Here is a 23,182-nt window from a genome sequence, read left to right on the forward strand (position 1 = left end):
GCTGTTTGGTGACCGATCAGTTGAGCTGATAGGAGAACGCGGCGTTGATGCGCGGGCTGCGTGACGCGCTTTCGACGGGCGCGTCACCCACCGGCTTCGCGACGTTCAGGTCGAGGCTGTAGAAGCGGCTGTCGGTGAAACGCACGCCGATGCCGACCGACGACATGCGATTCGGCGACGGTGTGCCCGCGTGCAGGTACACACGCGCCATGTCGTAGGCGATGTACGGCGTAACGGACTTCATATACGTCCAGCCCGGCGTGAAGCCGCGGTTGACCTCCAGCGACATCCCCCATCCCGAGTCACCCGACGCTTCGCCCGGCTGATAGCCGAGCGCGTAACGCGTCGAGCCGAACGAGATCTGCTCGGACGTCGGCAGCGAGTCGGGGCTGTATTGCCCGGTTAGGGAGACCGACGTGCCGATCCGGAACGGCCATTCGTTGGTTTGCGTGAAGGTCGCGCCGGTGCGGACGAAGGTCAGTGATGTCGGGTCGGCGTACGTAATCGTCGAGCCGTTCACCTGGGCGGTCTGTGATTTCGATGCGCCGAGAATGTCGAACGCCTTGGCGACGTTGATGCTCAACTTTCGCACCTGCTTCGGCTGGACGTTCGTGTAGTCGAGCTGCAGTTGCAGCACGCGAACCTGCGACCGGTTGTCGAGCGTCGCGCCGGTGATCTGGTTCTGGTAATTGTCCTCGTTGTGTGCCGCATAGCCCGACACTGTACCGAGCAGGCTGCGCTGGTTGTTCAGCAGTATCGGATAGGATGCCGAAAGACCCAGCTTCTCGTTCTTGACCGTACGCTGCACGTATGACGGCAGCCCCGGGTTGTCGGTCGGCTTGCCGCGATAGGTGCTCGCGTCGAGGCGCGTGATCAGGCCGCTGCTGCCCACGGGTACCGCGCCGCTGAATGCGAAATAAGTCTGCTTGTCGCGCCCCGGCGGCGCCAGCGCGGAAATACTCAGTTGCTCGCCGAACGACGTGAGGCCGTTCTCGGTGGCGGTGATGAGGCCCTGGACGCCCGGATGGTTGAAGTCGATACCGGTGCTGACGTTGAACGGCTTGCGGTCGACCGCGAGCTCGAGCGTCGTGGCACCGTCGGTGGTTTGCGGCGGCGGTACGTTCGCCTTTACCGTGAGGCCGGGCAACAGGCCGAACGTGTTCACGTAGCGTTCGAACGTCGCGCGGCGCAGCGGGCGATCGGCAGTGATATGTGCGGCGATCGCACGAATCTTCGGTTCCATCGCACCAGGCTTGCCGGTGACCTTGACGTCCGATACATAGCCTTCGACAACCGTGATGCGCACGACGCCGTTCTCGAACGTCTGCGCGGGAACGAACGCGAACGACAGCGCGTAGCCGCGATCCTGATACAGCTTCGTCACGCCGTTGGCGGTTTCGATCAATTCGCCGATCGTGATGTCCTTGCCGACGAGAGGGGTGAAGCGACGCGAGATTTCCTCGAACGGAACGGACTTCACACCTTCGACCTGGAACGTCGTCGGCGTCAGGTGGCGCGACAACAACTCCTGCAATTGCGGCGCTTGCGGTGCGACCTGCACGGTCACGCTCGGGCCGGTTTTCGGCGCGTTGATCTGCGGTAGGGAATCGAGCGGGTTACCTCCGACGCGTGTTTGTGCATGTGCCGTGCCTGCCGCCGCGATGGCGAGCATCATCATCCATCTGTCGAGTCTGGATTTCATTGTTCTTCCTCGTAGGCCTTGCTCTTCGTCTTCTTTGTCATGCCGGCGCGCGACACCAGGGTGCCGCGCGCCGCGTGCCGCAATGCCGGTTGTATTTGTACGGTCGCGCCATCCGCTCCGGCTGCGAAGGGGCGACCGTCCTCCTTACTTCCCAACGCTACCCAGCGTACCCAGCAATCCCGTTACCGGTGCCAGCAGACCCGTCGAGCCGCCGCCCGACGTCGCCGTACCCGTGACGCTGCCCACCAGCGACGTGACCGGCGCGAGCGGGCTCGCGCCACCGGATCCTGCTGCACCGCCCACTGCTCCGGTGACAGTATTCAGCAAACCGGTGACAGGCGCGAGAGGGTTTGCACTGCCTGCGCCACCCGTTGCGCCGCCGAGCGTGCCCGTGACCGTCGACACGAGATTCGTGACCGGGGCGAGCGGGCCGCCGCTGCCGCCCGCCGCACCGCTCAGTGCGCCGGTAACGGTGGAGACGAGGCCCGTGACGGGTGCGAGCGGGCTGCTGCCCGAGCCGCCGGTTGCGCCGCCGAGTGCGCCGGTGAGCGAGCCGAGCGGCGTCGAGCCGAGACCCGACAGCAGGCCGCCGAGCGGATTCGTCGAGCCGGAACCCGACGACGTGCCGTTCTGTACGGTCGCCGTCGAGCCGCCAACGAGGCTCGTGATCAGGCCGGGGATCGGTGCCGCGCCGTTCGGGCCGTTCGGGTTGACGAGGCCACCCGCGTTGGTCACGGTGTTGCCGACCGCAGTGACGAGTTGACCGACGTCGCCGACGAGCGGCTGGCTCGACGTGCCGCCAACCTGCTTGCCGGCCGAGCTGATCGCGCCGCCCACCTGGCCGAGCAGGCCCGAGACGGGTTGGCCGAGGCCGGTCGTCGTGCCGGCCTGTTGCGTGACTTGGCCGGCGGTGATCACGAGCGGCGTGATCGCCGAGCTGAGCGGCTGCGTCACCTGCTGCACGGCGCCCGACGACAGCGTCGAGCCGATCGTCGTGCCGGCGGCCGTCAAGCCGTTGGCCACCGTGTCGAGCACGGTGCCGACCGGGGTCGTGACAGGCGCGAGCGGCGCGAGCGGGCCCGTGCCGAGTGCCTTGACCGTCGAGCTCAGCCCGGACACCGTGTTGCTCGTCGCACCGACCACATTGCCGAGGCCAGCGACGGTTGTGCCGACCGGATCCTTAGTCGTGCCGATCTGTCCCAGCCCGTTGCTCACGGCATCGGCGGCTGCACCGACGATCGTGCCGGTGCTGGAGAGCGTGCTGCCGACGCCCTTCGTCACGCCGTCGCCGAGGCCCGGCACGCTGATGTTGCCGACCGTGCTGCCGAGGTCGGTGGCCGTCTGGCCAACCGTGCTGACGACACCCTTGGTGCCGGTGGACGTGCCGCTGGTGCCGCTCGTGCTCGGCGTGCCGCTCGTGCTGCTGGGGTTGTTGTTGCTGCTGGTCGGCGGCGAGCTCACGCCGCCGCCGCCGCAGGCGGCCAGCAGGCAGGCGGCGGCGAAGGCGGTGAGGGGCACGCGCCACTGGCTCAGGGCGGCTGTCGTGAGGGAACGTTGCTGGGACATGATTGACTCCTCGCTGTCTTGTCGATTGATGGATGTTGGTTTACTTGCCGTGCGTGCCGCCGAGCAGGCCGCCGATCAGCGACGTGACGGGCGCGAGCGGATTCGACGACGAGCCCGAGTTCGTCACTGCGCCGGTACCGCCGGTCAATGCCGGTGCGCCGACCGTGCTGGTCACCGTGGACACGACGTTCGTCACCGGCGCGAGCGGGCTGCCGCCGCCAGCACCGCCTGTCGCGCTGCCGAGCGCACCCGTCACAGCGCCGAGGAGGCCCGTGACCGGGGCGAGCGGGCTGCTGCCGCCACCCGTTGCGCCGCCGAGTGCGCCCGTGACCGTCGAGACGAGGCCGGTGACCGGGGCGAGCGGGCTGCTGCTGCCGCCTGCCGCGCCGCCGAGTGCGCCCGTCACCGTGGAGACGAGGCCGGTGACCGGGGCGAGCGGGCCGCTGCCGCCGCCTGCTGCGCCGCCGAGTGCGCCGGTGACCGTGGAGACGAGGCCGGTGACCGGAGCGAGCGGGCCGCTGCCGCCGCCCGTTGCGCCGCCGAGTGCGCCGGTGACCGTGGAGACGAGGCCGGTGACCGGAGCGAGCGGGCTACTGCCGCCGCCCGTTGCGCCGCCGAGTGCGCCCGTGACCGTCGAGACGAGGCCAGTGAGCGGTGCGAGCGGGTTGGTCACGCCACCGGTGCCGCCTGTGAGCAGGCCGCCGACGGCCTTCACGGTGTTGCCCGTCGACGAGACCGTGTTGCCAAGGCCGGTCGTGACGGGGTTGCCGCCCGTGGACGCGAGCAGGGCGCCGGCCTGGTTCAGGCCGTTGCCGACCGTGCCGAGCAGCGTGTTGACGGGCGCGCCGAGGCCGGTCGCCGTGCCGATCGTCTGGGTCGTCTGGCCGACCATCGTCGTGATCGGCGTGATGGCAGAGCTGACCGTCTGCGTGACTTGCTGGATCGGGCCGGTCGACAGTGCGTTGGTGAGGGTGGCGCCGCCGTTCGAGACGGCACCGCCGAGCGTCGACACGAGGCCGCCGACAGTGCCCGTGACCGGTGCGAGCGGCGACAGGGGGCCGCTACCGAGGCTCGTGACCAGGTTGCCGGTCTGCGTGACTGCGCCGCCGAGCTGGTTGACCACGCCGCCCGTGCTGGCGAGCGTCGTGCCGAGCGGATCCTTCGTCGCGCCAAGCTGGCCGAGACCGTTGCCGAGGCCGTTGCCGAGTGCGGTCACCGCACCGCCGACGCTTTGCACGATGCCGCCTGCGGCTTGCGTGGTGGCCGGGTTGACGCCCGGCAGCGACTGGCTGCCGATGACGGAGCCGAGACCGGAGACGGTGCCGCCGACACTCGTGACGATGTTGCTGCTGCTTGCGAGGACAGTTCCCACTGGGTTCGACGACACACCCGAGGTGCCCGAGGTACCGCTCGTGCCCGACGTGCCGCTGGTGCCGCTCGTACCCGAGGTTCCGCTGGTGCCGGACGTACCGCTCGTGCCTGAGGTACCGCTGGTGCCGGACGTGCCGCTCGTACCGGAGGTTCCGCTCGAGCCGGACGTACCGCCGCCCGAAGTCGAGATCGAATCGCCGCCGCCGGAGCTCGAGCCGCCGCCAAGACCCTGGCTGATGGAGCCGGAACCGCCGCACGCGGAGAGGGAAAGCATGGCTGCAACGGTGGCCGCGATCAGAGTCGTCCGGAACACGCCATGGGGGATAACCTTAATGTCCATTTTGTCCTCGCGTTAAAAATGTGTTGTGAACTGCGTTGTGTTGAGTGGTGCGAGGACTACTCTGCAACTGTCGTGCCATTTCGATGGCCGACGGTTCGGCAACAGGTTTTAAACGGGGCAATTCCTTGTCGGAAAAGGAGATTATGGAAATTGAAAGATTGTTGAATCTGTTTAAGGGCAGACGAATGAGAACGGTTTCGAGTGTTGCGTAACGTAACGTCACAACATTGGCGTTACGCGTACGACGTAACGTGGGGGTTGCGCAGGCTTGGTGGACGAGGCGATTGTTTTACTGGTGGATTAGGTGTGCACATCTAACCTATCGTAAATCCTATGTGTAAGCCGTACCGAAACGCCGTACAAATACGTTGTGCTTCCGGTCATTTTTTTCCATCCAAGTCGTTGAAAGAGGTTGGAAATTAAATGGGATCGGATATAGAATCGGGAGCAGATGTAAGGAAATGTACGGTTCGGTACACAGCGTTCGAGGAGGATCACTATCGCGAATGTTAACTTGCATCAAATGTTGAGCCATGCCCCTCAGGGCAATCTATAAAGAAAGTGCACCCGGTTGTCGTTGCAGTAGATGTGGCGAACAGCGTGGGGCAACCGGCCGGATATGCGGGGACTTATACGTATAAAAGGCCAAAAAATGTACATACAGGCACGAGGAATAAAATGAAAGCAATGTTGATTCGCTTCCTTCGGGAAGAAGACGGGGTTACCGCGATCGAGTACGGTCTGATTGCGGGTCTGATTGCGGCCTTGATCATCGGTAGTGTCACCACTATCGGTACCAAGATCTCGGCATTGTTCTCCACGATTGCCAGTTCGTTGCCGGCCAGCTGATCCTCTCCGTAGTTTGGTGGGTGGCGAGCGGTCCGTTTTCGCGGCCCGCTCGCCCTTACGTCGACTTGGTCGGTCGATCACGATATGGCACATCTTCTCTGCACCAGCATCTTTTTTGCTTGGGCGACGCTCGTTGCCGCCGGTGATATTCGATTTCGGCTTGTTCGGAATTCGCTTGTCGTCGTCGGACTCTTGGCGGCGCTTGCCAGTGCATTGGTCAATGCAAATCCGTTTGGTATTTCAATCGTGCAGGCATTGATCGGTATGCTCGTCGGATTCGTGAGTTTTTTCCCTCTTTTTGCATTTCGCGTAATGGGTGCGGCGGACGTGAAGGTGTTCGCGGTTCTCGGCGCGTGGTGCGGTTTGTCGGTATTGCCGTGGCTGTGGGTTGTCGCCAGTCTTGCGGCTGGTATACATGTCCTCGCGCTGATGACGCTGACTCACACGCCGCTGGGCGCACTGTGGTCGCGCGGTTCGCCGACGTTCGCGCTCGGCGCACGGCGGGCGACGCCATACGCGGCCTGTCTCGTCGCCCCTGCCGCGATATGGCTGGCTTATCTTGTCGGTACCGGGGGTGGGCAATGAAGCGACAGTGCCAGCCACCGTCAAGGCGGCGCCAGCAGGGGGCGACGGCGGTCGAATTCGCGCTGGTGTTTCCGTTGTTCTTCCTGATCATGTACGCGATCGTGACGTTCGGGCTGATCTTCGCTGTTCAGCAAGGTTTGACGCTTGCCGCGACTGAAGGCGCGCGCACGGCGCTGAATTACGTGTACGAGTCCAACGGGTCTGGGACGCAGGCGTTGACGGACCGGGCGAAGGCGGCGCAGTCGACGGCGATCGGGCTGACGTCGTGGCTGGCCAACGTTCAGATTCCGACACCCGTGTCGGGGGCATGCAGCTACGACGCAACCATGTATTGCGTGACGGTCACGGTGACGTATCCGTACAAGACCAATCCACTGGTTCCGTCGCTGCCCCTACTCGGACTCGTTACGCCGACACAGTTGACTGGCACGGCAACCGTGCAGATCAACCCGGCAACCATTTTATGAAACGGACACCGGGTAGCGCGCGGTAGCAGGCGCAAGCGGCGTTCACATATCGACATAACAACATTTACGGCACTCAACATTCACCATGGGCAACAACTTGACGAAGATCATCGCCGGGCTGCTGATTGCGCTCGCTGTGCTGCTCGGGATCTATGCGTGGATGCTCGGTCGCGCACCGGCTCATCCGCCGGCCGCGGTGCCGGCCGTGGCGGTGGTGCAGACAGTGCCGGTGGTTGTTGCGACGCGCCTGTTGCCGGCCGGTCAACCGATTCCGGCCGATGCCCTGAAGCTGGCGTCGGCACCCATGATGCCGACGGGAGGCTTCAGTGATCCGTCGCTGCTCGTCGGTCGTATACCTGCGAACGACATTCTTGCCGCTGCGCCGGTCGTCGAGGGGGGCTTGACGTCGGGGCTGGCGAACCAAGTGGCGCCCGGCGAACGGGCGGTGGCCATCAAGGTCGACGAGACGAATGCAGTCGGAAACCGGTTGCGTCCCGGCAACTTTGTCGACGTGTTCCTGAATTTGCGGCGCGACAGCTCGGGGATGGCGCAAACCGGATCGGAAATTCCCAATTCACAGGCGCGATTGCTGATGTCGAAGCTGCGGATCCTGTCGTTCGGCGACGCGACGCCTGACCGTGACGGCAGCGGCGGCCCGGGCGGCGCGGTACGGACCGCCGTGCTCGCCGTGCCGACGGCACAGGTCGATGCGTTGACGCTCGCGGAAGCCAGCGGCCGACTGACGCTTGCGCTGCGCAATCCGCGCGATGACGAAGTCGCGACGCAGACGGTCGCGATCCGCACGGCCGGTGACCTGACGCCTTCCGGGCAGGCGGCCGCCGGCGTGTGGCTCGATGAACTGTCGGGCGGTCGGGCACGCAATGCGCCTCGTGTGCAGGTGCCGGCGCGCGCGCCACGTGCACCGATCGTCGCGCGCGAAAGCGGAAGCAGCATTGAAGTGATTCGCGGTGGGCGAACCGAAACGGTCGCTTATTGACAACCTAAACACGGTCATCGACAGCAGTAACGGAAGGGAGAAGGCCGTACGACGGTCTCCGACACAATGACAAAAAAACTGATTGCATACGCGATTGGCATCTGTGCCATGACCTTCGCCGTGTTGGCCGGGGCTGCTGGCGCAAACGGGTCGATCGATCTGGCGGTTGGCTCGCAGCGACAGGTTGCTACCGGCCGCACGCTGCAGCGGATCGCTGTGGGCGATCCGTCGGTCGTCGACGTGCTGGTCATGAAGGGCAGTCGCGCCGGCAATGTGCTGCTGGTTGCAAAGGCACCGGGTTCGACAAATGTGATGCTGTGGGAGCGCGGCCGCGATGAGCCGACGGTGTGGAACGTCAATATCGTCGATGCGGCCGCACAGGCCGTGCTGGACGGTGCGGGACCGTCCGTGAGGGCGTATGGCGGTACGGCAGTCGTGTCGGGCTCGGCAGCATCGCTTGACGCGCACGAGCGGGCAGTTGCCGTCGGCAAGCGGATGGGCGGCAAGGATGCGGCGGTGATCGACACCTCGACGGTCGGTAACCGGAGCGTCGTGCAAGTCGACGTACGGGTCGTCGAATTCAGCCGTTCGGTGCTGAAGGAAGCCGGGCTGAATTTCTTCAAGCAGAGCAACGGCTTCGGATTCGGCGCATTTTCGCCGGGCGGTCTCCAGTCGGTGACCGGCGGTGCGACCTCCGGATTCACCGCGACGGCCGGTATTCCGATCGCGTCCGCGTTCAACCTGGTGGTGAATTCGGCGGGTCGCGGCATCTTCGGCAATATTTCGATTCTTGAGGCGAACAATCTTGCCCGCGTGCTCGCGCAGCCGACCCTGGTGGCGTTGTCCGGGCAAAGCGCCAGCTTTCTCGCCGGCGGCGAAATCCCGGTGCCGGTGCCGCAGGCGCTCGGCTCGACGGCGATCGACTGGAAGCAATACGGCGTTGGTCTGACCCTGACGCCGACTGTGCTGAGCCAGCGCCGCATTGCACTCAAGGTGGCGCCCGAATCGAGCCAGCTCGACTTTCAGCATGGCGTCACGATCAACAGTGTCTCGGTCCCGGCGATCACGACTCGCCGCGCCGACACCACGGTCGAGCTCGGCGACGGGGAGAGCTTCGTGATCGGCGGCCTGATCGACCGCGAAACGATGTCGAACATCAACAAGGTGCCGGTTCTTGGCGACCTGCCGATCATCGGCGCCTTCTTCAAGTCGCTGAACTATCAGCAGAACGACAAGGAACTGGTGATCATCGTGACGCCGCATCTCGTTGCGCCGATCGCGAAGGGCGCGCCGTTGCCCACCACGCCGGGTGAACTGTCCGAACAGCGCGATGGACCGGTGTGGCGGTCGTATCTTGGCGGTATCGCATCACCCGATGCAGCGCCCGGATTTTCGAAATGAATGCGGGACGAGATGTCGCGCGATATGTAACCGGGGGTGTTCACCATGAACGCGAGAACCCTATCGTTGGCTGAGCCTGCCGTGACCGATTATTTCGTGTGCGCATCGCAGCAGGACGAACATGCCCGCTGGCTGGGCGAGACACTCGTGTCGGCCGGCACGGTGGAAGCCTTGTCGCTCGAACCGGGCGCGTTGAGCCAGCGCATCACGGGGCTCAATCCTGCGATCGTATTCATCGATTTTTCCCGGGCGCACAGCGCGGCGAGCGTTGCCGCAGCTGCCGTACGGCTCGCCCATCCGGGCCTGCCGGTCGTCGCGCTCGGCACACTCTCGGAGCCGGAAAGCGCGCTTGCCGCACTGCGCGCCGGAGTACGCGATTTCATCGACGTATCCGGGAGTGCAGAGGATGCATTGCGGATCACCCGAGGGTTGCTGGAGCACACCGGCACCGAGCCGGCCAACCGGCACGGCAAACTCGTCACGTTGCTCGGCGCTCGTGCGGGGATGGGCGTCAGCACGCTCGCCGCGAATCTGTCCGTGTGGCTGCACAAGCGAGCGGGCTCGGGCGACCTGGATGGAGGCACGCCTGCGTTCGGAGTCGCCGCGCCTCACGCGCGGCAGACGGCACTTGTCGATCTCGGGCTTCCGGCGGGAGACAGTGCGCTATTCCTCAACACACGCTGCGATTTCCATTTCGTCGAAGCCGTGCGCAACCTGCGGCGCATCGACCGGACGTTCGTCAACACCGCGCTGACGCGCCACGCGAGCGGCGTCGCGCTGACCACGTTGCCGCCCAATCTCGCCGATCTGCGCGACGTGTCGTACGCCGCGTGCGTTGGCCTGTTGAACCGGCTGCGGGCGTTCTTCGATCAGCAGATCATCGATCTCGGCGGATTCACGAATCATGAGTTCGTCGCGCAGATCACTGCGGTGGCCGACGAAGCGTGGCTCGTGTGCGACCAGGGCGTCGCGTCGATCGTCTCGGCGGTCGACCTGCTGGAAGGGCTGCGCGATGCGGGCGTCGACATCGGCAAGATTCGTCTCGTCGTCAACCAGTACGACGCGACGCTGAGCCTGACGCCAGCCCAGATTGCCGAGCGGCTCGGCATTTCGCATCTGGCGACGCTACCGGCGCGTCGCGTTGCAATCGGCCAAGCGGCCAACCAGGGGCGGCTGATCGTCGACACGGCCGAACGCGATCCGTATGTGCGTGCCCTCGAGCCGCTCGCAGATCGACTGGCCGGCCCGGCCTCCGCGGGCCAGCGCAGCGCATTGGGCCTGTCCGCCCTGAAGCGTTTTATTCAACCTTCGTCCAGGCGATCGTAAGCGATGGCACACGACATCCAATTTGCCGACGGCGCAGCGCCGTTCTCCCAGTCGCAGCAGTTTCACGACATCAAGAATGCCGCGCACGAGCATCTGCTGACGCGCATCGAGGAACTCGGCGCCGAATTCGGTCGTTGGTCGCGCCAAGCGATCAACCAGTTCGTCGATCTGGAAATCGATAGCTTCGTGCGTCTGAGGCGCATTCCCCTGAACGAGACCGAGGTCAGGGCGATTGCGGAGGCGCTGACGAAAGAGCTCGCCGGGTTCGGTCCGATCGAGGACCTGCTCGCCGATCCGCACGTCGAGGATATCCTGATCAACGGCTACAACGACATCTACGTGTCGCGCCACGGCATCTTGGCGAAGCTGCCGATCCGTTTCACCGACAACGCGCACCTGCTGAGGATCGTGCGCCGTATCCTCGCGCCGATTGGCCGACGTCTCGACGAATCGAACCCGATGGTTGACGCGCGGTTGCCGGACGGCGGGCGCGTCAACGTCGTGATCGAGCCGCTGTCGATCGACGGGCCGGTCGTATCGATCCGGAAATTCCGCAAGGATCCGCTGAAACCGGCCGACCTGCTCGCCAACGGCACGTTCAATACGGAAATCGGTACGTTGCTGGAAGCAGCGGTCGAGGCGCGCTGCAACATCCTCGTGTCCGGTGGCACGAGTTCCGGCAAGACATCGCTGCTCAACGCGCTCGCGTTTCACGTTCCTGAGCACGAGCGGGTCGTGACGATCGAGGACACGGCCGAACTTTCGTTGAATCATCCCCATGTCGTGCGGCTCGAAAGCCGTCCGGGCGGTTTCGACGGCAACGGCGTCGTGACGATCCGCGACCTGCTGCGCAATACGCTGCGGATGCGGCCGGATCGTATCATCGTCGGCGAAGTACGCGGTGGCGAGGTGCTCGAGATGCTGCAGGCGATGAATACAGGGCACGACGGATCGATGGGTACCGTGCACGCCAGTTCGCCGCGCGAGTGCCTGTATCGTCTCGAGATGCTGGCTGGTTTTGCGGGTTTCCAGGGAACGGAATCGAGCCTGCGCCGGCAGATCGCGAATGCCATCGACTTCATCGTGCAGATCGGCCGACTATCGAACGGCCGGCGCCGGATTCTTTCGATCACCGAAGTGACCGGGCTGTCGGACAACATCATCGCGACCCAGGAACTGTATCGCTACGAGGCGCGCGTGACGCCCGAGGGCGAAGAGGTCGACAACTGGGAGTCGCTCGGCATTCATCCGCATTCGCCGAAGCTCGCGCGTTTCCGTCAGTCGCTGCAGGCCGCCGGCTTCGGCGGTGGCGGCGGTGGTTTCGGTGGCGGATTCGGCCGTGGGGGCGGGGGTTTCAATGTCTAGCCTGATGGCAGGCGCGCTTGCAATGGCACTCCTTTGCGTTGCCGTCGCGTTGATGCTGTGGCGGCATGGCGAGGTGAAACGCGGCCGCGCCGACGTGCAGCGCTTCATCGATAGCCGCATCGAGCCGGCTGCGCGGGCGGCGGGTGCGATTCAGCGGGACGCGAGACCGGCTCCGAACGTCGCGTCGGCGCCCGGCGCGGCTCGCGCGCAATCCGCCACGCCGGCTTCGCGCTGGGCACACTGGCGCGAGGTCGGTACGGAATACCTCGCCAACGTGGCGAGTCGTGCAGGGATCGAAGATGCACGCGGCAAGGCGCTTCTCGCGCTGCTGGGATTGGTCGCGATCGGGCTCGTCGCGGGCGACCGGGGCGGCTGGCTCGCTTGCGTCGCCGCGCTCGTGTGCGGCGCGTCGCTGCTCGTGTTCTGGCTCGTGTCCCGCATTCAGCGGAGGCGCCTGACCATCGTTCGCCAGTTACCGTCATTCCTCGACGGCATCGTACGTCTCGTGACGCTCGGCAACAGCGTGCCGGCGGCGTTCCAGGCTGCGCTGCTGACTACGGAGGCGCCGTTGCGCGGTTGTCTGGACCACGTATCGCGGATGTTGCGCACGGGGGTCGAGATCGATCGTGCGATGGGGCATATCGCAAGCGTCTATCAGACCAAGGAGTTCGAGCTGGTCGGTTCGGTGCTGCGGCTCTCGGTCCGGTACGGCGGCCGCGCCGACGTCATGCTCGACCGCATGTCGACGTTCATGCGCGACCTCGAGCAAGCCGAGCGGGAGTTGGCGGCGATGTCGTCGGAAACGCGGTTGTCCGCGTGGGTGCTGGTCATGTTGCCGATCGCGATCGGCAGCTTCGTGATCGCGACGAATCCGCTCTATCTCCAGTCGATGTGGAACGACTACACGGGTCGCCAGCTGTTGTTCATCGCCTTCATGCTGCAGTTCGCGGGCGGGATCTGGTTGTACCACATGGCCAAACTCAGGTGACGGCATGACAGCCAATCAACTCGGTTCGCTCGCACTGGCTCTCGGCGCATTCGGCGTCGTGCTGCTGGCACTGCTCGCGGTGCGCCGCGCGAGTGCGCAGACACGCAGCGATCGCACGCTGGCCAGTGCGCTCGAGCGGCGCTCCGCGACGCTGGAGGCAACAGGTGCACGGGCCGCACAGGAGTCCGGTGAATCCCGGCAGAACCCGGTCGGGCGGGATGCGGGTGCCAGGCCGTCGTTCGTCATGCAATGGCTGGACCGCCTGTCGATGATCGGGACGCACTTGCTGGATACGCGCCTGGGCCGGTATCTCGTCGCCGACGAAGATCGGCTCCTGCTGGAGCAGTGCGGCTACGCCGACACGCGCACCCGTGGGCTGTTCCTGAGCGCGCGGCTCGCTTGCGCGATCGCCGTGCCGTTGCTTTTCCTCGTGCTGATGGGCTCGCAACTGACCGGCGCGCAATGGCGGGCCGGCGGGGGCATAGCGCTCGTCACCGGCTTCATGTTGCCGAAGCTCTACCTGCGACGTCGTGCTGCGCGGCGCCGGCAATCGGTGATCGACGAATTGCCGCTGCTGGTCGACATGCTTCGCTTGCTGCAGGGCGTCGGGTTGTCGCTCGACCAGAGCATCCAGGTCCTGACGAACGACTTCAAGGGGATGATGCCCGTACTGTCGCTGGAAATGGAAATCGCCCAGCGGCAATTCGCTGCCGGCCGGACGCGCGAGCAATCGCTGCAGCGGCTGTCGTCCAGTTTCGAGAACGAGGATCTGCGTGCGATCGTGCGCTTGCTGATCCAGGTCGACAAACACGGTGGCGCGGTACAGGAGCCGCTCAAGCAGTTCGGCGACCGGTTGCGCGAGGCCCGCCGCGCGATGTTGCGCGAACGGATCGGCAAGCTGACGGTGAAGATGACGGGCGTGATGATCCTGACTCTGCTGCCGGCGCTGCTGATCGTGACGGCCGGACCGGGAATGATCTCGGTGTTGCGCGCGCTGAGCCAGGCGCAACCCTGATGCCGGGACGTAAAGGAAGCAAGATGAGACGCATCGATGAAATCGTGAAAGTGGCCGGCGTGCTGGCGATGGTGGGCCTGCTTGGCGGATGCTCGGCGTTCAAGGAAAGCGGGTACGGCGTCGGTCCGCAGGCCGAGCGCGCGGCATTGATGGACGCGGCGGCGCAGAAGCAGGCGGCGCCAGATACGCCGGGCATGTATCTTGGCCTGATCGAGCGGATGCAGTCGCAAGGGCTGTATTACGCGTCGCTGGCTCATATCGACGCATACGAAAAACAGTACGGCGCATCGCCGCAAACGATCCTGCTGCGCGCCGATGCATTGCGCATGACGGACCAGCCCGCCGCAAGCACGGCGGTCTATACGCAGTTGCTCAACACGACGCTTGCCGCACGCGGCTATCGTGGGCTCGGGCTGATTGCCGGCGGGGCGGGCGATTTTCCGCGTGCCGCGCAGGCGCTGTCGCAGGCAAGCGTGCTGGCGCCGACCGATGCGTCGACGCTTTCCGATCTCGCTTACGCGAAGCTGCGCTGCGGTGATGTTGAGGGGGCGCGCATTCCGCTGATGAAGGCCGCGGAGCTTGACCAGAACAATCCAAAGATCATCAGTAACTTGGTGCTATACCTGCTCGCATCCGGTCGGACCCGCGATGCGCAGAAGCTGATGGCGCAGCAGAAGCTGTCGATGGACGTTCGCAACGACATCCGCAACGACGCGACGAAGATCGCCGCGGCGGCACACACGTGGCGTCGTGCGACCCAGGCACCGGCTTCGGTATCGACGCCGATCGGTTCGGGGAGCGTGGTCGACGTGTCGGGCTCGGATGTCGCGAAGCGGCCGTCGCCGGTGGCGAACATCCAGGGATTCGATCCGACTGCGCCGCTGTTGCAGCGGTTTGCACAATGAAAAAGGCATTGGGGAAACTGACATGACGAACAACAAGAATCCCGGTCGCGTGGCACGTGTGTGCCAGGGTGTCGTGCTTCTCGTACTCATGGGGGCCGCATCTGCGGCGTATAGCGATCAGGCGGCGCCTAACGCATCGGAAATCGGTCATGCAACGAACGCGCTGCTTGCATTCCAGCGTGACGGACGTGCGGCCGGACCGGCGTTGCCGGTACTGGGCGATACCGCGTCACTCTCCTATCAACGCTATCTCGAATCGTTCAAGCACAAGATTCCGGAATCGATGGGGTCGCCGGTCAACGCGAACGGCAACGGATCATCCGGCGGGCAGAGTTCATCGCAATCGTATTGAGCGGAGCCGCGATGAGCACTGCTCGACATGCATCGAATCGGATGGCCGGACAAGGTCGCGCATCGCCGCGGCGGCAGCGGGGTTCGGTCGTCGTCACGGCGGCAGTGTGGATACTGCTGTCGATGGTGATTCTCGGTTCGATCGATATCGGCAACGTCTTTTTCACGCGCCGCGACATGCAGCGCGTGGCCGATCTTGCCGCGCTCGCCGCGGTTCAGAAGCTGGACGACACGTGTACGAACGTGACCTCCGTGGCCACGAGCAACGCCACGACGAACGGCTTCACGCTGGACGGTAGCGGTACCACGTCGCTGTCGGCTGACTGCGGCTATTGGGCACCTTCGGCAACCGGGACGGCGAGCGCCTTCTATTCGTCGAAGACGACGGTACCGCTTGCAACTCAATTGAATGCGGTGCGCGTGACGGTCACCAAGACGCTGCCGTATTTCTTCTTCGGGCCGACCCGTACCGTGACCGCAACGTCGACCGCGAAGGCAACCAACATCGATACCTTTTCGATCGGCGCGACACTGGCCGCGGTGGGCGGTGTCGGCTGCTCGGGCGTGCCGAGCGGGAACCCCGGTCTGGTGAACGCGCTGCTGGGCTCGCTGCTGCAGGGGCAAGGCGGCACGCCGCTGAACCTCAATCTCGTGTCCTACCAGGGGCTAGCCTGCGCGAACGTCAAGCTCGGCGACATCGCCGTCGCGCTGCAGTCGCTGTCGGTCGGCAACGGTACGATCGGCGGGCTGGTCAATGCCAACGCGTCGGTCGGCACCCTGCTGAACGCGACGGTGGCGGCCGTCAACAAGACGACCACGCTGGGCGCGACCGTGCAGTCCAGCGCAGCCGGCGCACTGAACACCCTCGCCAATCTGAGCCTGCTCAGCAACACGACGCTCAAGGTCGCGAGCCTGACCGGACAGGGTGCCACGTCGCTGCTGACGCTGGGCCTCGCGAACACGCAGGCGGCGGCCGATGCGACCGTGAACGTGCTCGATCTCGTGATGGCGATGGCGCAGATTTCGCAGGCCGGCAAGCCGGGCGTGGTGATCGGCGCCAATGTCCCGCTGACGCTGCCGAACGGCAACTCGGTGTCGATCGTCCAACTGCAGGCGCAGGTCATCAGCCCGCCGACCATCGCGGTCGGTGAAGGCGGGAAGGACAAGAACGGTGCGTGGCGGACGGTCGCGACGAACGCGCAGGTCGGCCTGTACCTCGTCGTCAACCTGGGCGTGAATCCGCTGCCGGTCGTGGTGTCCGCGAACGTGTATCTGCCGCTTTACGTGCAACTGGGTGCCGGTAGCGCGACGCTGCTGTCGACCAACTGCCTGACGTCACCAAATTCCGCGACGATTTCCGCGCAGCCGAGCGTCGCCAATCTCTGCATTGGCCAGCCGCCACTCACGTCCGGCAACCTGCTGAACCTGCCGGCGAACTACAGCTGCACGTCGCCCGCGAAGGTGCTTGATGTCCTGGTTCTGGCAGGCGCCGTCGAGGTGTCCGCAACCGTTTCCAACGTGTCGGTGAATCTGGCCGGCAGTCCGGCGACCAATACATTCTACGGGCGCGGCGGCAGCGATCCGTCGTACTACTGGACGACCAACACGAATGCGCTGGGTTCGGCCGTGAACAACGCGCTTGCGGGCCTGAAAAATGCCCAGATCACGCCGACCGTGAGTCTGCTGTTCGGGCTCATCTCTGTCACGATCACGCCGGATTTCATTTCGTCGCTGTTGTCGGTCCTGACCACCGTTCTGAGCCCGCTGTTGACCGCGCTTGACGGTATCATCGATCCGCTGCTGGACCTGCTCGGCGTCCAGCTCGGTGCCGCCACGGTGCATCAGATGTCGCTGACCTGCGGCGTCGCGCAAACAGTCAGCAATTAGAGAAGCAAGACCACCCGATGAGAACCACGCCCGCAATCGAAGAGCTCGACCTGTACGTCTGGGAAGGCAAGGCGGACATTGTCGACCGTGTCGCCCGATGCATGGCGAGCTTCGACGTCGAAGTGATCCGTGCCGACAACGCGGAAGTCTCGCCCGAGCGCGCCGCATTGCGGCCATCGCTGGCGATCATCAGCGTGTCGATGATCGAAACCGGCGCGGCATTCCTGCGCGACTGGCAGGCCAACATCGGCATGCCGGTCGTCTGGGTCGGCGCGGCGCGCGACCACGACGCGTCGCAGTATCCGCCCGAGTATTCGCATATCCTGCCGCTCGACTTCACCTGCGCCGAACTGCGCGGCATGATCGGCAAGCTCGTCACGCAGCTGCGTGCGCATACGGCCGAAACGTCGCAACCGTCCGAACTCGTCGCGCACTCGGAATCGATGCAGGCGCTCCTGCACGAAGTCGATACGTTCGCCGACTGCGACACCAACGTGCTGCTGCACGGCGAAACCGGCGTCGGCAAGGAGCGCATCGCGCAACTGCTGCACGACAAGCACTCGCGCTATCGGCACGGCGAATTCGTGCCGGTGAACTGCGGCGCGATTCCCGATGGCCTGTTCGAATCGCTGTTCTTCGGTCATGCGAAGGGATCGTTCACGGGTGCGGTTGTTGCGCATAAAGGCTATTTCGAGCAGGCGGGCGGCGGCACGCTGTTCCTCGACGAAGTCGGCGATCTGCCGCTGTACCAGCAGGTCAAGCTGCTGCGCGTGCTCGAGGATGGCGCGGTACTGCGCGTCGGTGCGACGACGCCGGTCAAGGTCGATTTCCGCCTGGTCGCTGCAAGCAACAAGAAGCTGCCGCAACTCGTGAAGGATGGCCTGTTCCGCGCCGATCTCTACTACCGGCTCGCGGTGATCGAGCTGAACATTCCGTCGCTGGAGGAGCGCGGCGCCGTCGACAAGATCGCGCTGTTCAAGTCATTCGTCGCGCAGGTCGTCGGCGAGGAGCGGCTCGCTCAGTTGTCCGATCTGCCGTACTGGCTGACGGATTCGGTCGCGGACAGCTATTTTCCCGGCAACGTGCGCGAACTGCGCAACCTCGCCGAGCGTGTCGGCGTGACGGTACGGCAGACGGGCGGGTGGGATGCCGCGCGGCTGCAGCGGCTGATCGCGCATGCACGCAATTCGGCGCAGCCGGTACCGGCGGAAAGCGCGGCCGAGGTCTTCGTCGACCGCAGCAAGTGGGACATGAACGAGCGCAACCGCGTCATCGCGGCGCTCGACGCAAACGGCTGGCGGCGTCAGGATACGGCGCAGCAGCTCGGCATCAGCCGCAAGGTACTGTGGGAAAAAATGCGCAAATACCAGATCTTCGACGAGGAGCCCGAGACCCGCGAAAGTGAGTAATTAATGAGATAAAATCGCGCTGAATTACAACGACTCGGGCGGGAATAGAACTTCATGAGCCATATGACGGGGTTGGGAAGGGCGTGCGTGTTGCTCGCCGTGGTGGGAGGCATGCAGGGCGCATACGCGCAAAGTCTGGCGGACAGCGGTTCGCCGGCAGTACAGCAGGCGTCGGCGCCGGTGGCGGCGATTCCGGTAATCGATTCGCAGACATCGGTGCAGCCGCAGGCGGGTGAGTCGACGGGGCCGAGCACGGTCGACGACTTGCAGCGCCAGATCCAGGCGCACACGCTGACGGAAATGCGCACGAGCTACAACGGCAGCTACGGCGCAAGCCTGCTGTTCAACGTGAAGGACGGTGCGTACTTCGTCGCGCTGTTCCAGCAGAAGGCGTTCTGGCGCGTCATCAAGACTTACGACGAAACGCGTGCGGAAGCGATCTATCGCGATTTCTCGCGCCAGGCGGAGCGGCTGGCCGTGAACGAACTGCGGGCAGCGAAGCTGGAATCGCAGAAGGCGCAAATGGACAAGCAGATCGAAGTCACGCAGGATCGCGCGCGGCGTCTGCAGGCCGATATCTCGATCGCACGCCAGCAGCAGGCGGCGGTCGCGGATCGCCAGAAGAGCGTACGCAACGAGACGGCCGCATTGCAGGCGCAGCAGGCCGAGCTTCAATCGCAACTGCGTGCGTTGCAGCAGCAGGTGCGTTCGTTGCAGCGCGAGGCCGATGCGGGCCTGCCGGCGACGGCACGCTGAACCCGGCGGCGGTGCGGCGACATGCCGCGCCGGCCGCACAAGTAAAAAGGGCAAGCCGGTTTTTGGCTTGCCCTTTTGCTTTACTGGCCGTCCGGCACGATTCGCCGGCGGCGCGTCACGATGACCGGCCCGTTGCCGCCGCGGGAATCCGACGGCGATGCGTTGCCGGATGCGTCGCCGGTGTCGCGCGGCGCGCCGTAGCTTTCGCGCGGTTCACGGGGTTCGCGCGGGGCACCGTAGCCTTCGCGCGGCTCACGCGAGCCATAGCCTTCACGCGGTTCGCGGGAGCCGTAGCCGCCGTCGCCGCGCGATTCACGCGGGCCGCCGTGCGAGCCGTACGGGCTGTGACCGCCGCCTTCACGGCCGCCGGGGCGCCCGCCGGTGCGCGGCCCGCGGGGGCCGCTGCCGCCCGGGCGCGAGCCGCCCGTGTCGAGCTGGATCGTGGAAATCGCGCGCTTGTAGATGCCTTGCAGACCCACAGGGGTGCGCAGCATCACCAGGTACTGGTCGAACGACTCGATACACCCCGTCAGACGAATGCCGTTGACGAGATAGATTTCAACGCGCTTACGTTCCTTGCGCGCCGAATTGATGAAGTCGTTTTGCGGATGGGATTCTGCGGGATTGGCCATTGAGGTGCGGCAGGAGCCTGCGTCAGAGAATATGTTGTGCGTGTGTGTGGCGTGTTCGTCCACAAGGTGTTTGGCGGGATTCTACCCTGTTCGATCGGGGAGCGCGAAGTCGTGATTGTGTCGAACCGTAACCCACTATAGACGTTCCCACGCATTTTCGCGATTCGGCCAAACGGCTAATGCCATTTCGCTAGGCCGCGCTACGGCGCTCGCCGTGCCGTATCACCTTGGTTCGCGCGCGACGCTTACATTGGTTTGGTTGCGCGAGCCGGGCGGGACGGTGCATATCAGGGATTCAGAACATGAACAAGAGGCGATGGACAGGGTGAGTCGGGCGCGTGGCGTTGTCGACCTCCGGCAGTGCGATGGCGGGGCATGTCGACCTGTCAGCCGGCGCCAGCGTACCGGCCGCACCGGTCTATGTCGAGCCGGCACCGGTCTATGTAGCGCCGCAGCCGGCCGTGGTCGCCTATCCGGGCTAGGGATACGACTACCATGGCGACGACGATGACGATTGAGCCCGAGGTCGGCCCTGCCGGCGCGCATCAGAACGCGTAGTCAGGGTTTTTCGGGTCGAATGCGGTGTCGTCGAGCGTCGCTGGCGCGATTTTCTCGATGACGATCCGCTCGAAGATCTTGCCGTCGTTGTCATAGGACTCGACGGTCCGGAAATAGGGCGCGTGCAGATCGAGCCCCAGGACTTCCTTTTTCGCGTAGAACTGCGGCCGGCCGGTCGGCGTTTCGTAGGTGAGCGCGACGACCCGCACGCCGTTGATCGTCCTGGCTTCAACATCGGTCGGCCGTTGCACGCCGGCTTCCACGTATTTTTTCCCTTCGGTCAGGTACAGGTTCGTAATGAACTCGGTGCCGAGATCCTTCACCTGGTGATTCGACTGGGCGCGCGCGAGTGCGCCGTCGATTGCCGTCCACAGCGGAATCTTGCCGAGCAGGCCGCCGAGGTGGCCGTACATCTCGTCCTTGCGCTGCGTCGTGTCGTAGATGGTCTCCTGGCCGGCATGCGCGCCGCCCGGCAGCCATTTCGCATAGACGCGCAGCGGCTCGCGGGTGGTCTTCACGAGCATGCGGTCGGGTGTCTCGGACCATTTTCCGCTGATGCGCTCCTGGCGCACCATCGTGAACTGGTAGGACGGATAGCCGTTTGGGCCGTTGCGGATATAGAGCGGCACGGCGAGCGGATCGAGTGCCTTGAAGAGCGCGGTGAGCGTCGCGTCGTCGAGCTGCGCGAGCGTGCCGCGCTGCGCGGCCGTGCGCAGCCAGCGCGCCTGCTGCGCGACCGGCTCGCGCGTGACTTTCGCGAGTTCCACCGGCAGCGTGACGCCCGCCGCCGCACTCGCGGCGTCGGCCGTTTCCTGTGCATGCAGGCCTGCCTGTACGAGCGACAACAGGCAGGCGACGGCCACGGCGGCGGCATGCCGTGCGTGGCGCTTCTTTCCTTCGTTCATCGACGGCGTCTCCGGGGGCGATGGATCGTTCAGCCTTGCTTCGCGGCCTTGATTTTGGCGAGTTCCTCGTCGCGCAACGCGCGGCGCAGGATCTTGCCGACGTTGGTCTGCGGCAACGCGTCGCGGAATTCGACGAATTTCGGCATCTTGTAGCCGGTCAGGTTCTTGCGGCAGTGCGCGAGCACGTCGTCGACCGTCAACGACGGGTCGCGGCGCACGACGAACACCTTGATCCGTTCGCCCTGTACCTCGTCGGGAATGCCGATCGCCGCGGCTTCGCTGATGCCCGGATGCATCACGAGCACTTCCTCGATTTCGTTCGGATACACGTTGAAGCCCGACACGAGGATCATGTCCTTCTTGCGGTCGATCAGGCGAATGAAGCCGCGTTCGTCCATCACGCCGATGTCGCCGGTGCCGAGCCAGCCGTCGGCGTCGATCACCTTGGCCGTTTCGTCGGGGCGCTGCCAGTAGCCGCGCATCACCTGCGGACCCTGCACGCACAGCTCGCCTGGCTCGCCGACGGACGCCCAGGTGCCGTCCTCGCGACGAAAGCGCACGACGGTGGACGGCGCGGGCAGGCCGATCGAACCGCTGAACGCGGCCATGTCGTTCAGGTCCACGGGGTTCATCGTGACGATCGGCGAGCATTCGGTCAGGCCATAGCCTTCGACGACCGGCCGGCCCGTCACCTGCTGGAAGCGCTCCGCGACTGCGCGCTGCATCGCCATCCCGCCGGCCATGGCGAGCTTCAGCTTCGAGAAATCCCGCTTGCGGAATTCTTCGTTGTCGAGGAACGCGTTGTATAGCGTGTTGATGCCGGTGATCCCGGTGAACGTCTCGTTGCGGATGATCTTCATCACCATCGTCATGTCGCGCGGGTTGGCGATCAGGATGTTGCGCCCGCCGAGCCCCATGAAGATGAATGCGTTCACCGTCAGCGAATAGATGTGATACAGCGGCAGCGGCGTGAGCACGGTTTCGACGTCGCCCGATACCTGGTCGGCGATCCAGGCCTTCGCCTGCAGCAGGTTCGCAATCAGGTTGCCGTGCGTGAGCATCGCGCCTTTCGCGACGCCGGTCGTGCCGCCCGTGTATTGCAGGAACGCGAGGTCGTCGCGCGTGATCTGCATGGGCTGCGGCTTGCCGCGCGCGCCGAGCGCGAGGGCGGAGCGCAGCCGGACGGCCTGCGGCAGGTGGTAGGCCGGCACGAGCTTCTTCACGTGCTTCAGCACGAAATTGATCAGGCGTCCCTTCGCATTGAAGCCGTCGGCGAGCAGGTCGCCGAGTGCGGTGACGACGATGTTCTTCACCTGCGTTTCCGGCAGCGCGTCCTGCAGCGTGCGCGCGAAATTCTCGAACACGACGATCGTCTGCGCGCCGCTGTCCTTCAGCTGGTGCGCGAGTTCGCGCACGGTGTAGAGCGGATTGACGTTGACCACGATCGCGCCGGCTTTCAGCGTGCCGAACAGCGCGACCGGGTACTGGAACGTGTTCGGCAGCATGATCGCGACGCGGTCGCCGGGCTTGACGCCGATGCTTTGCAGGTACGACGCGAACGCGTCGACTTTCTGCGCGAGCGTGCGATAGGTCATCGATGCGCCTGCGCTCACGTAGGCGACGCGCTCGGCGAAGCGGCTCGTGCATTCGTCGAAGAACTGCACGAGCGATGCGTATTGCGTGACGTCGATGTCGTGCGGGACGCCGGGCGGGTATGACGCGTACCAGATGCCGTCGGTGTTCGGCGGAACCTGGGCTGCTGCGGTTGCTGCGGAAGATGACATGACGAGTCTCCGTTCTTTGCTCT

At 64.9% G+C, this 23,182-nt stretch carries 20 protein-coding genes and 1 pseudogene; 15 read left to right on the top strand and 6 right to left on the bottom strand.

The window, feature by feature from the left end; genetic code table 11:
• Nucleotides 1–16: 16 nt before the first annotated feature.
• From LGN17_RS18975 to LGN17_RS18985, 3 genes are all read right to left on the bottom strand, one after another.
• Nucleotides 17–1,702, bottom strand: coding sequence for a ShlB/FhaC/HecB family hemolysin secretion/activation protein (locus LGN17_RS18975; RefSeq protein WP_226198124.1), 1,686 nt, complete (start codon nt 1,700–1,702; stop codon nt 17–19).
• A gap of 144 nt (nt 1,703–1,846) precedes the next feature.
• Nucleotides 1,847–3,268 (bottom strand): collagen-like triple helix repeat-containing protein, encoded by a 1,422-nt coding sequence (locus LGN17_RS18980; RefSeq protein WP_226198125.1) that lies wholly within the window; start codon nt 3,266–3,268, stop codon nt 1,847–1,849.
• 40 nt (nt 3,269–3,308) lie between these two features.
• Nucleotides 3,309–4,979 (bottom strand): collagen-like triple helix repeat-containing protein, encoded by a 1,671-nt coding sequence (locus LGN17_RS18985; RefSeq protein WP_226198126.1) that lies wholly within the window; start codon nt 4,977–4,979, stop codon nt 3,309–3,311.
• A gap of 678 nt (nt 4,980–5,657) precedes the next feature.
• Between LGN17_RS18985 and LGN17_RS18990 the strand changes: the two genes are divergently transcribed.
• From LGN17_RS18990 to LGN17_RS19055, 14 genes are all read left to right on the top strand, one after another.
• Nucleotides 5,658–5,828: a Flp family type IVb pilin gene (locus tag LGN17_RS18990; protein ID WP_175952938.1), complete on the top strand. Its 171-nt coding sequence runs from the start codon at nt 5,658–5,660 to the stop codon at nt 5,826–5,828.
• A gap of 84 nt (nt 5,829–5,912) precedes the next feature.
• Complete coding sequence (locus LGN17_RS18995) at nt 5,913–6,413, top strand: prepilin peptidase (protein ID WP_226198127.1); 501 nt, start codon at nt 5,913–5,915, stop codon at nt 6,411–6,413.
• On the top strand, nt 6,410–6,880 hold the full coding sequence (locus tag LGN17_RS19000) for a TadE/TadG family type IV pilus assembly protein (protein WP_175952936.1): 471 nt from the start codon (nt 6,410–6,412) through the stop codon (nt 6,878–6,880). Before LGN17_RS18995 ends, LGN17_RS19000 begins: the two co-directional genes overlap by 4 nt.
• A gap of 85 nt (nt 6,881–6,965) precedes the next feature.
• Nucleotides 6,966–7,877, top strand: coding sequence for a Flp pilus assembly protein CpaB (gene cpaB / locus LGN17_RS19005; protein ID WP_226198128.1), 912 nt, complete (start codon nt 6,966–6,968; stop codon nt 7,875–7,877).
• Between the two features lie 66 nt (nt 7,878–7,943).
• On the top strand, nt 7,944–9,278 hold the full coding sequence (locus LGN17_RS19010; protein ID WP_226198129.1) for a type II and III secretion system protein family protein: 1,335 nt from the start codon (nt 7,944–7,946) through the stop codon (nt 9,276–9,278).
• 45 nt (nt 9,279–9,323) lie between these two features.
• Complete coding sequence (locus LGN17_RS19015; RefSeq protein ID WP_226198130.1) at nt 9,324–10,604, top strand: fimbrial protein; 1,281 nt, start codon at nt 9,324–9,326, stop codon at nt 10,602–10,604.
• Nucleotides 10,605–10,607: 3 nt separating this feature from the next.
• Complete coding sequence (locus tag LGN17_RS19020; RefSeq protein WP_226198131.1) at nt 10,608–11,969, top strand: CpaF family protein; 1,362 nt, start codon at nt 10,608–10,610, stop codon at nt 11,967–11,969.
• Nucleotides 11,962–12,957 (top strand): type II secretion system F family protein, encoded by a 996-nt coding sequence (locus LGN17_RS19025; protein ID WP_226198158.1) that lies wholly within the window; start codon nt 11,962–11,964, stop codon nt 12,955–12,957. Before LGN17_RS19020 ends, LGN17_RS19025 begins: the two co-directional genes overlap by 8 nt.
• A gap of 4 nt (nt 12,958–12,961) precedes the next feature.
• Nucleotides 12,962–13,972 carry a type II secretion system F family protein gene (locus LGN17_RS19030; RefSeq protein WP_226198132.1) on the top strand — a complete coding sequence of 337 codons (1,011 nt, stop codon included), beginning with the start codon at nt 12,962–12,964 and terminating at the stop codon, nt 13,970–13,972.
• 23 nt (nt 13,973–13,995) lie between these two features.
• On the top strand, nt 13,996–14,877 hold the full coding sequence (locus tag LGN17_RS19035; protein ID WP_226198133.1) for a tetratricopeptide repeat protein: 882 nt from the start codon (nt 13,996–13,998) through the stop codon (nt 14,875–14,877).
• Nucleotides 14,878–14,899: 22 nt separating this feature from the next.
• Nucleotides 14,900–15,229: a DUF3613 domain-containing protein gene (locus LGN17_RS19040; RefSeq protein WP_175952929.1), complete on the top strand. Its 330-nt coding sequence runs from the start codon at nt 14,900–14,902 to the stop codon at nt 15,227–15,229.
• 11 nt (nt 15,230–15,240) lie between these two features.
• Nucleotides 15,241–17,115 carry a TadG family pilus assembly protein gene (locus tag LGN17_RS19045; protein ID WP_226198134.1) on the top strand — a complete coding sequence of 625 codons (1,875 nt, stop codon included), beginning with the start codon at nt 15,241–15,243 and terminating at the stop codon, nt 17,113–17,115.
• A 17-nt stretch (nt 17,116–17,132) separates the two neighbouring features.
• Nucleotides 17,133–18,524, top strand: coding sequence for a sigma 54-interacting transcriptional regulator (locus LGN17_RS19050; RefSeq protein WP_175970123.1), 1,392 nt, complete (start codon nt 17,133–17,135; stop codon nt 18,522–18,524).
• A gap of 54 nt (nt 18,525–18,578) precedes the next feature.
• Nucleotides 18,579–19,280: a DUF2968 domain-containing protein gene (locus tag LGN17_RS19055; protein WP_226198135.1), complete on the top strand. Its 702-nt coding sequence runs from the start codon at nt 18,579–18,581 to the stop codon at nt 19,278–19,280.
• A gap of 80 nt (nt 19,281–19,360) precedes the next feature.
• Here LGN17_RS19055 and hfq read toward each other — a convergent pair whose 3' ends face one another.
• Nucleotides 19,361–19,912 (bottom strand): RNA chaperone Hfq, encoded by a 552-nt coding sequence (gene hfq, locus LGN17_RS19060; RefSeq protein ID WP_046545522.1) that lies wholly within the window; start codon nt 19,910–19,912, stop codon nt 19,361–19,363.
• A gap of 338 nt (nt 19,913–20,250) precedes the next feature.
• Between hfq and LGN17_RS19065 the strand changes: the two are divergent.
• Nucleotides 20,251–20,388: pseudogene (locus LGN17_RS19065) on the top strand (hypothetical protein); the annotation flags it as partial.
• Nucleotides 20,389–20,457: 69 nt separating this feature from the next.
• Here LGN17_RS19065 and LGN17_RS19070 read toward each other — a convergent pair.
• Together LGN17_RS19070 and LGN17_RS19075 are read right to left on the bottom strand one after the other, a co-directional pair.
• The gene (locus LGN17_RS19070; RefSeq protein WP_226198136.1) at nt 20,458–21,375 is read right to left on the bottom strand and encodes a DUF1571 domain-containing protein; all 918 of its coding nucleotides are present in this window, start codon (nt 21,373–21,375) and stop codon (nt 20,458–20,460) included.
• Nucleotides 21,376–21,404: 29 nt separating this feature from the next.
• Nucleotides 21,405–23,159 carry an AMP-binding protein gene (locus tag LGN17_RS19075; RefSeq protein ID WP_226198137.1) on the bottom strand — a complete coding sequence of 585 codons (1,755 nt, stop codon included), beginning with the start codon at nt 23,157–23,159 and terminating at the stop codon, nt 21,405–21,407.
• Between the last annotated feature and the right edge of the window lie 23 nt (nt 23,160–23,182).

Origin of the sequence: Burkholderia sp. AU30280 (assembly GCF_020420125.1) — a bacterium.
Taxonomy (GTDB): domain Bacteria; phylum Pseudomonadota; class Gammaproteobacteria; order Burkholderiales; family Burkholderiaceae; genus Burkholderia.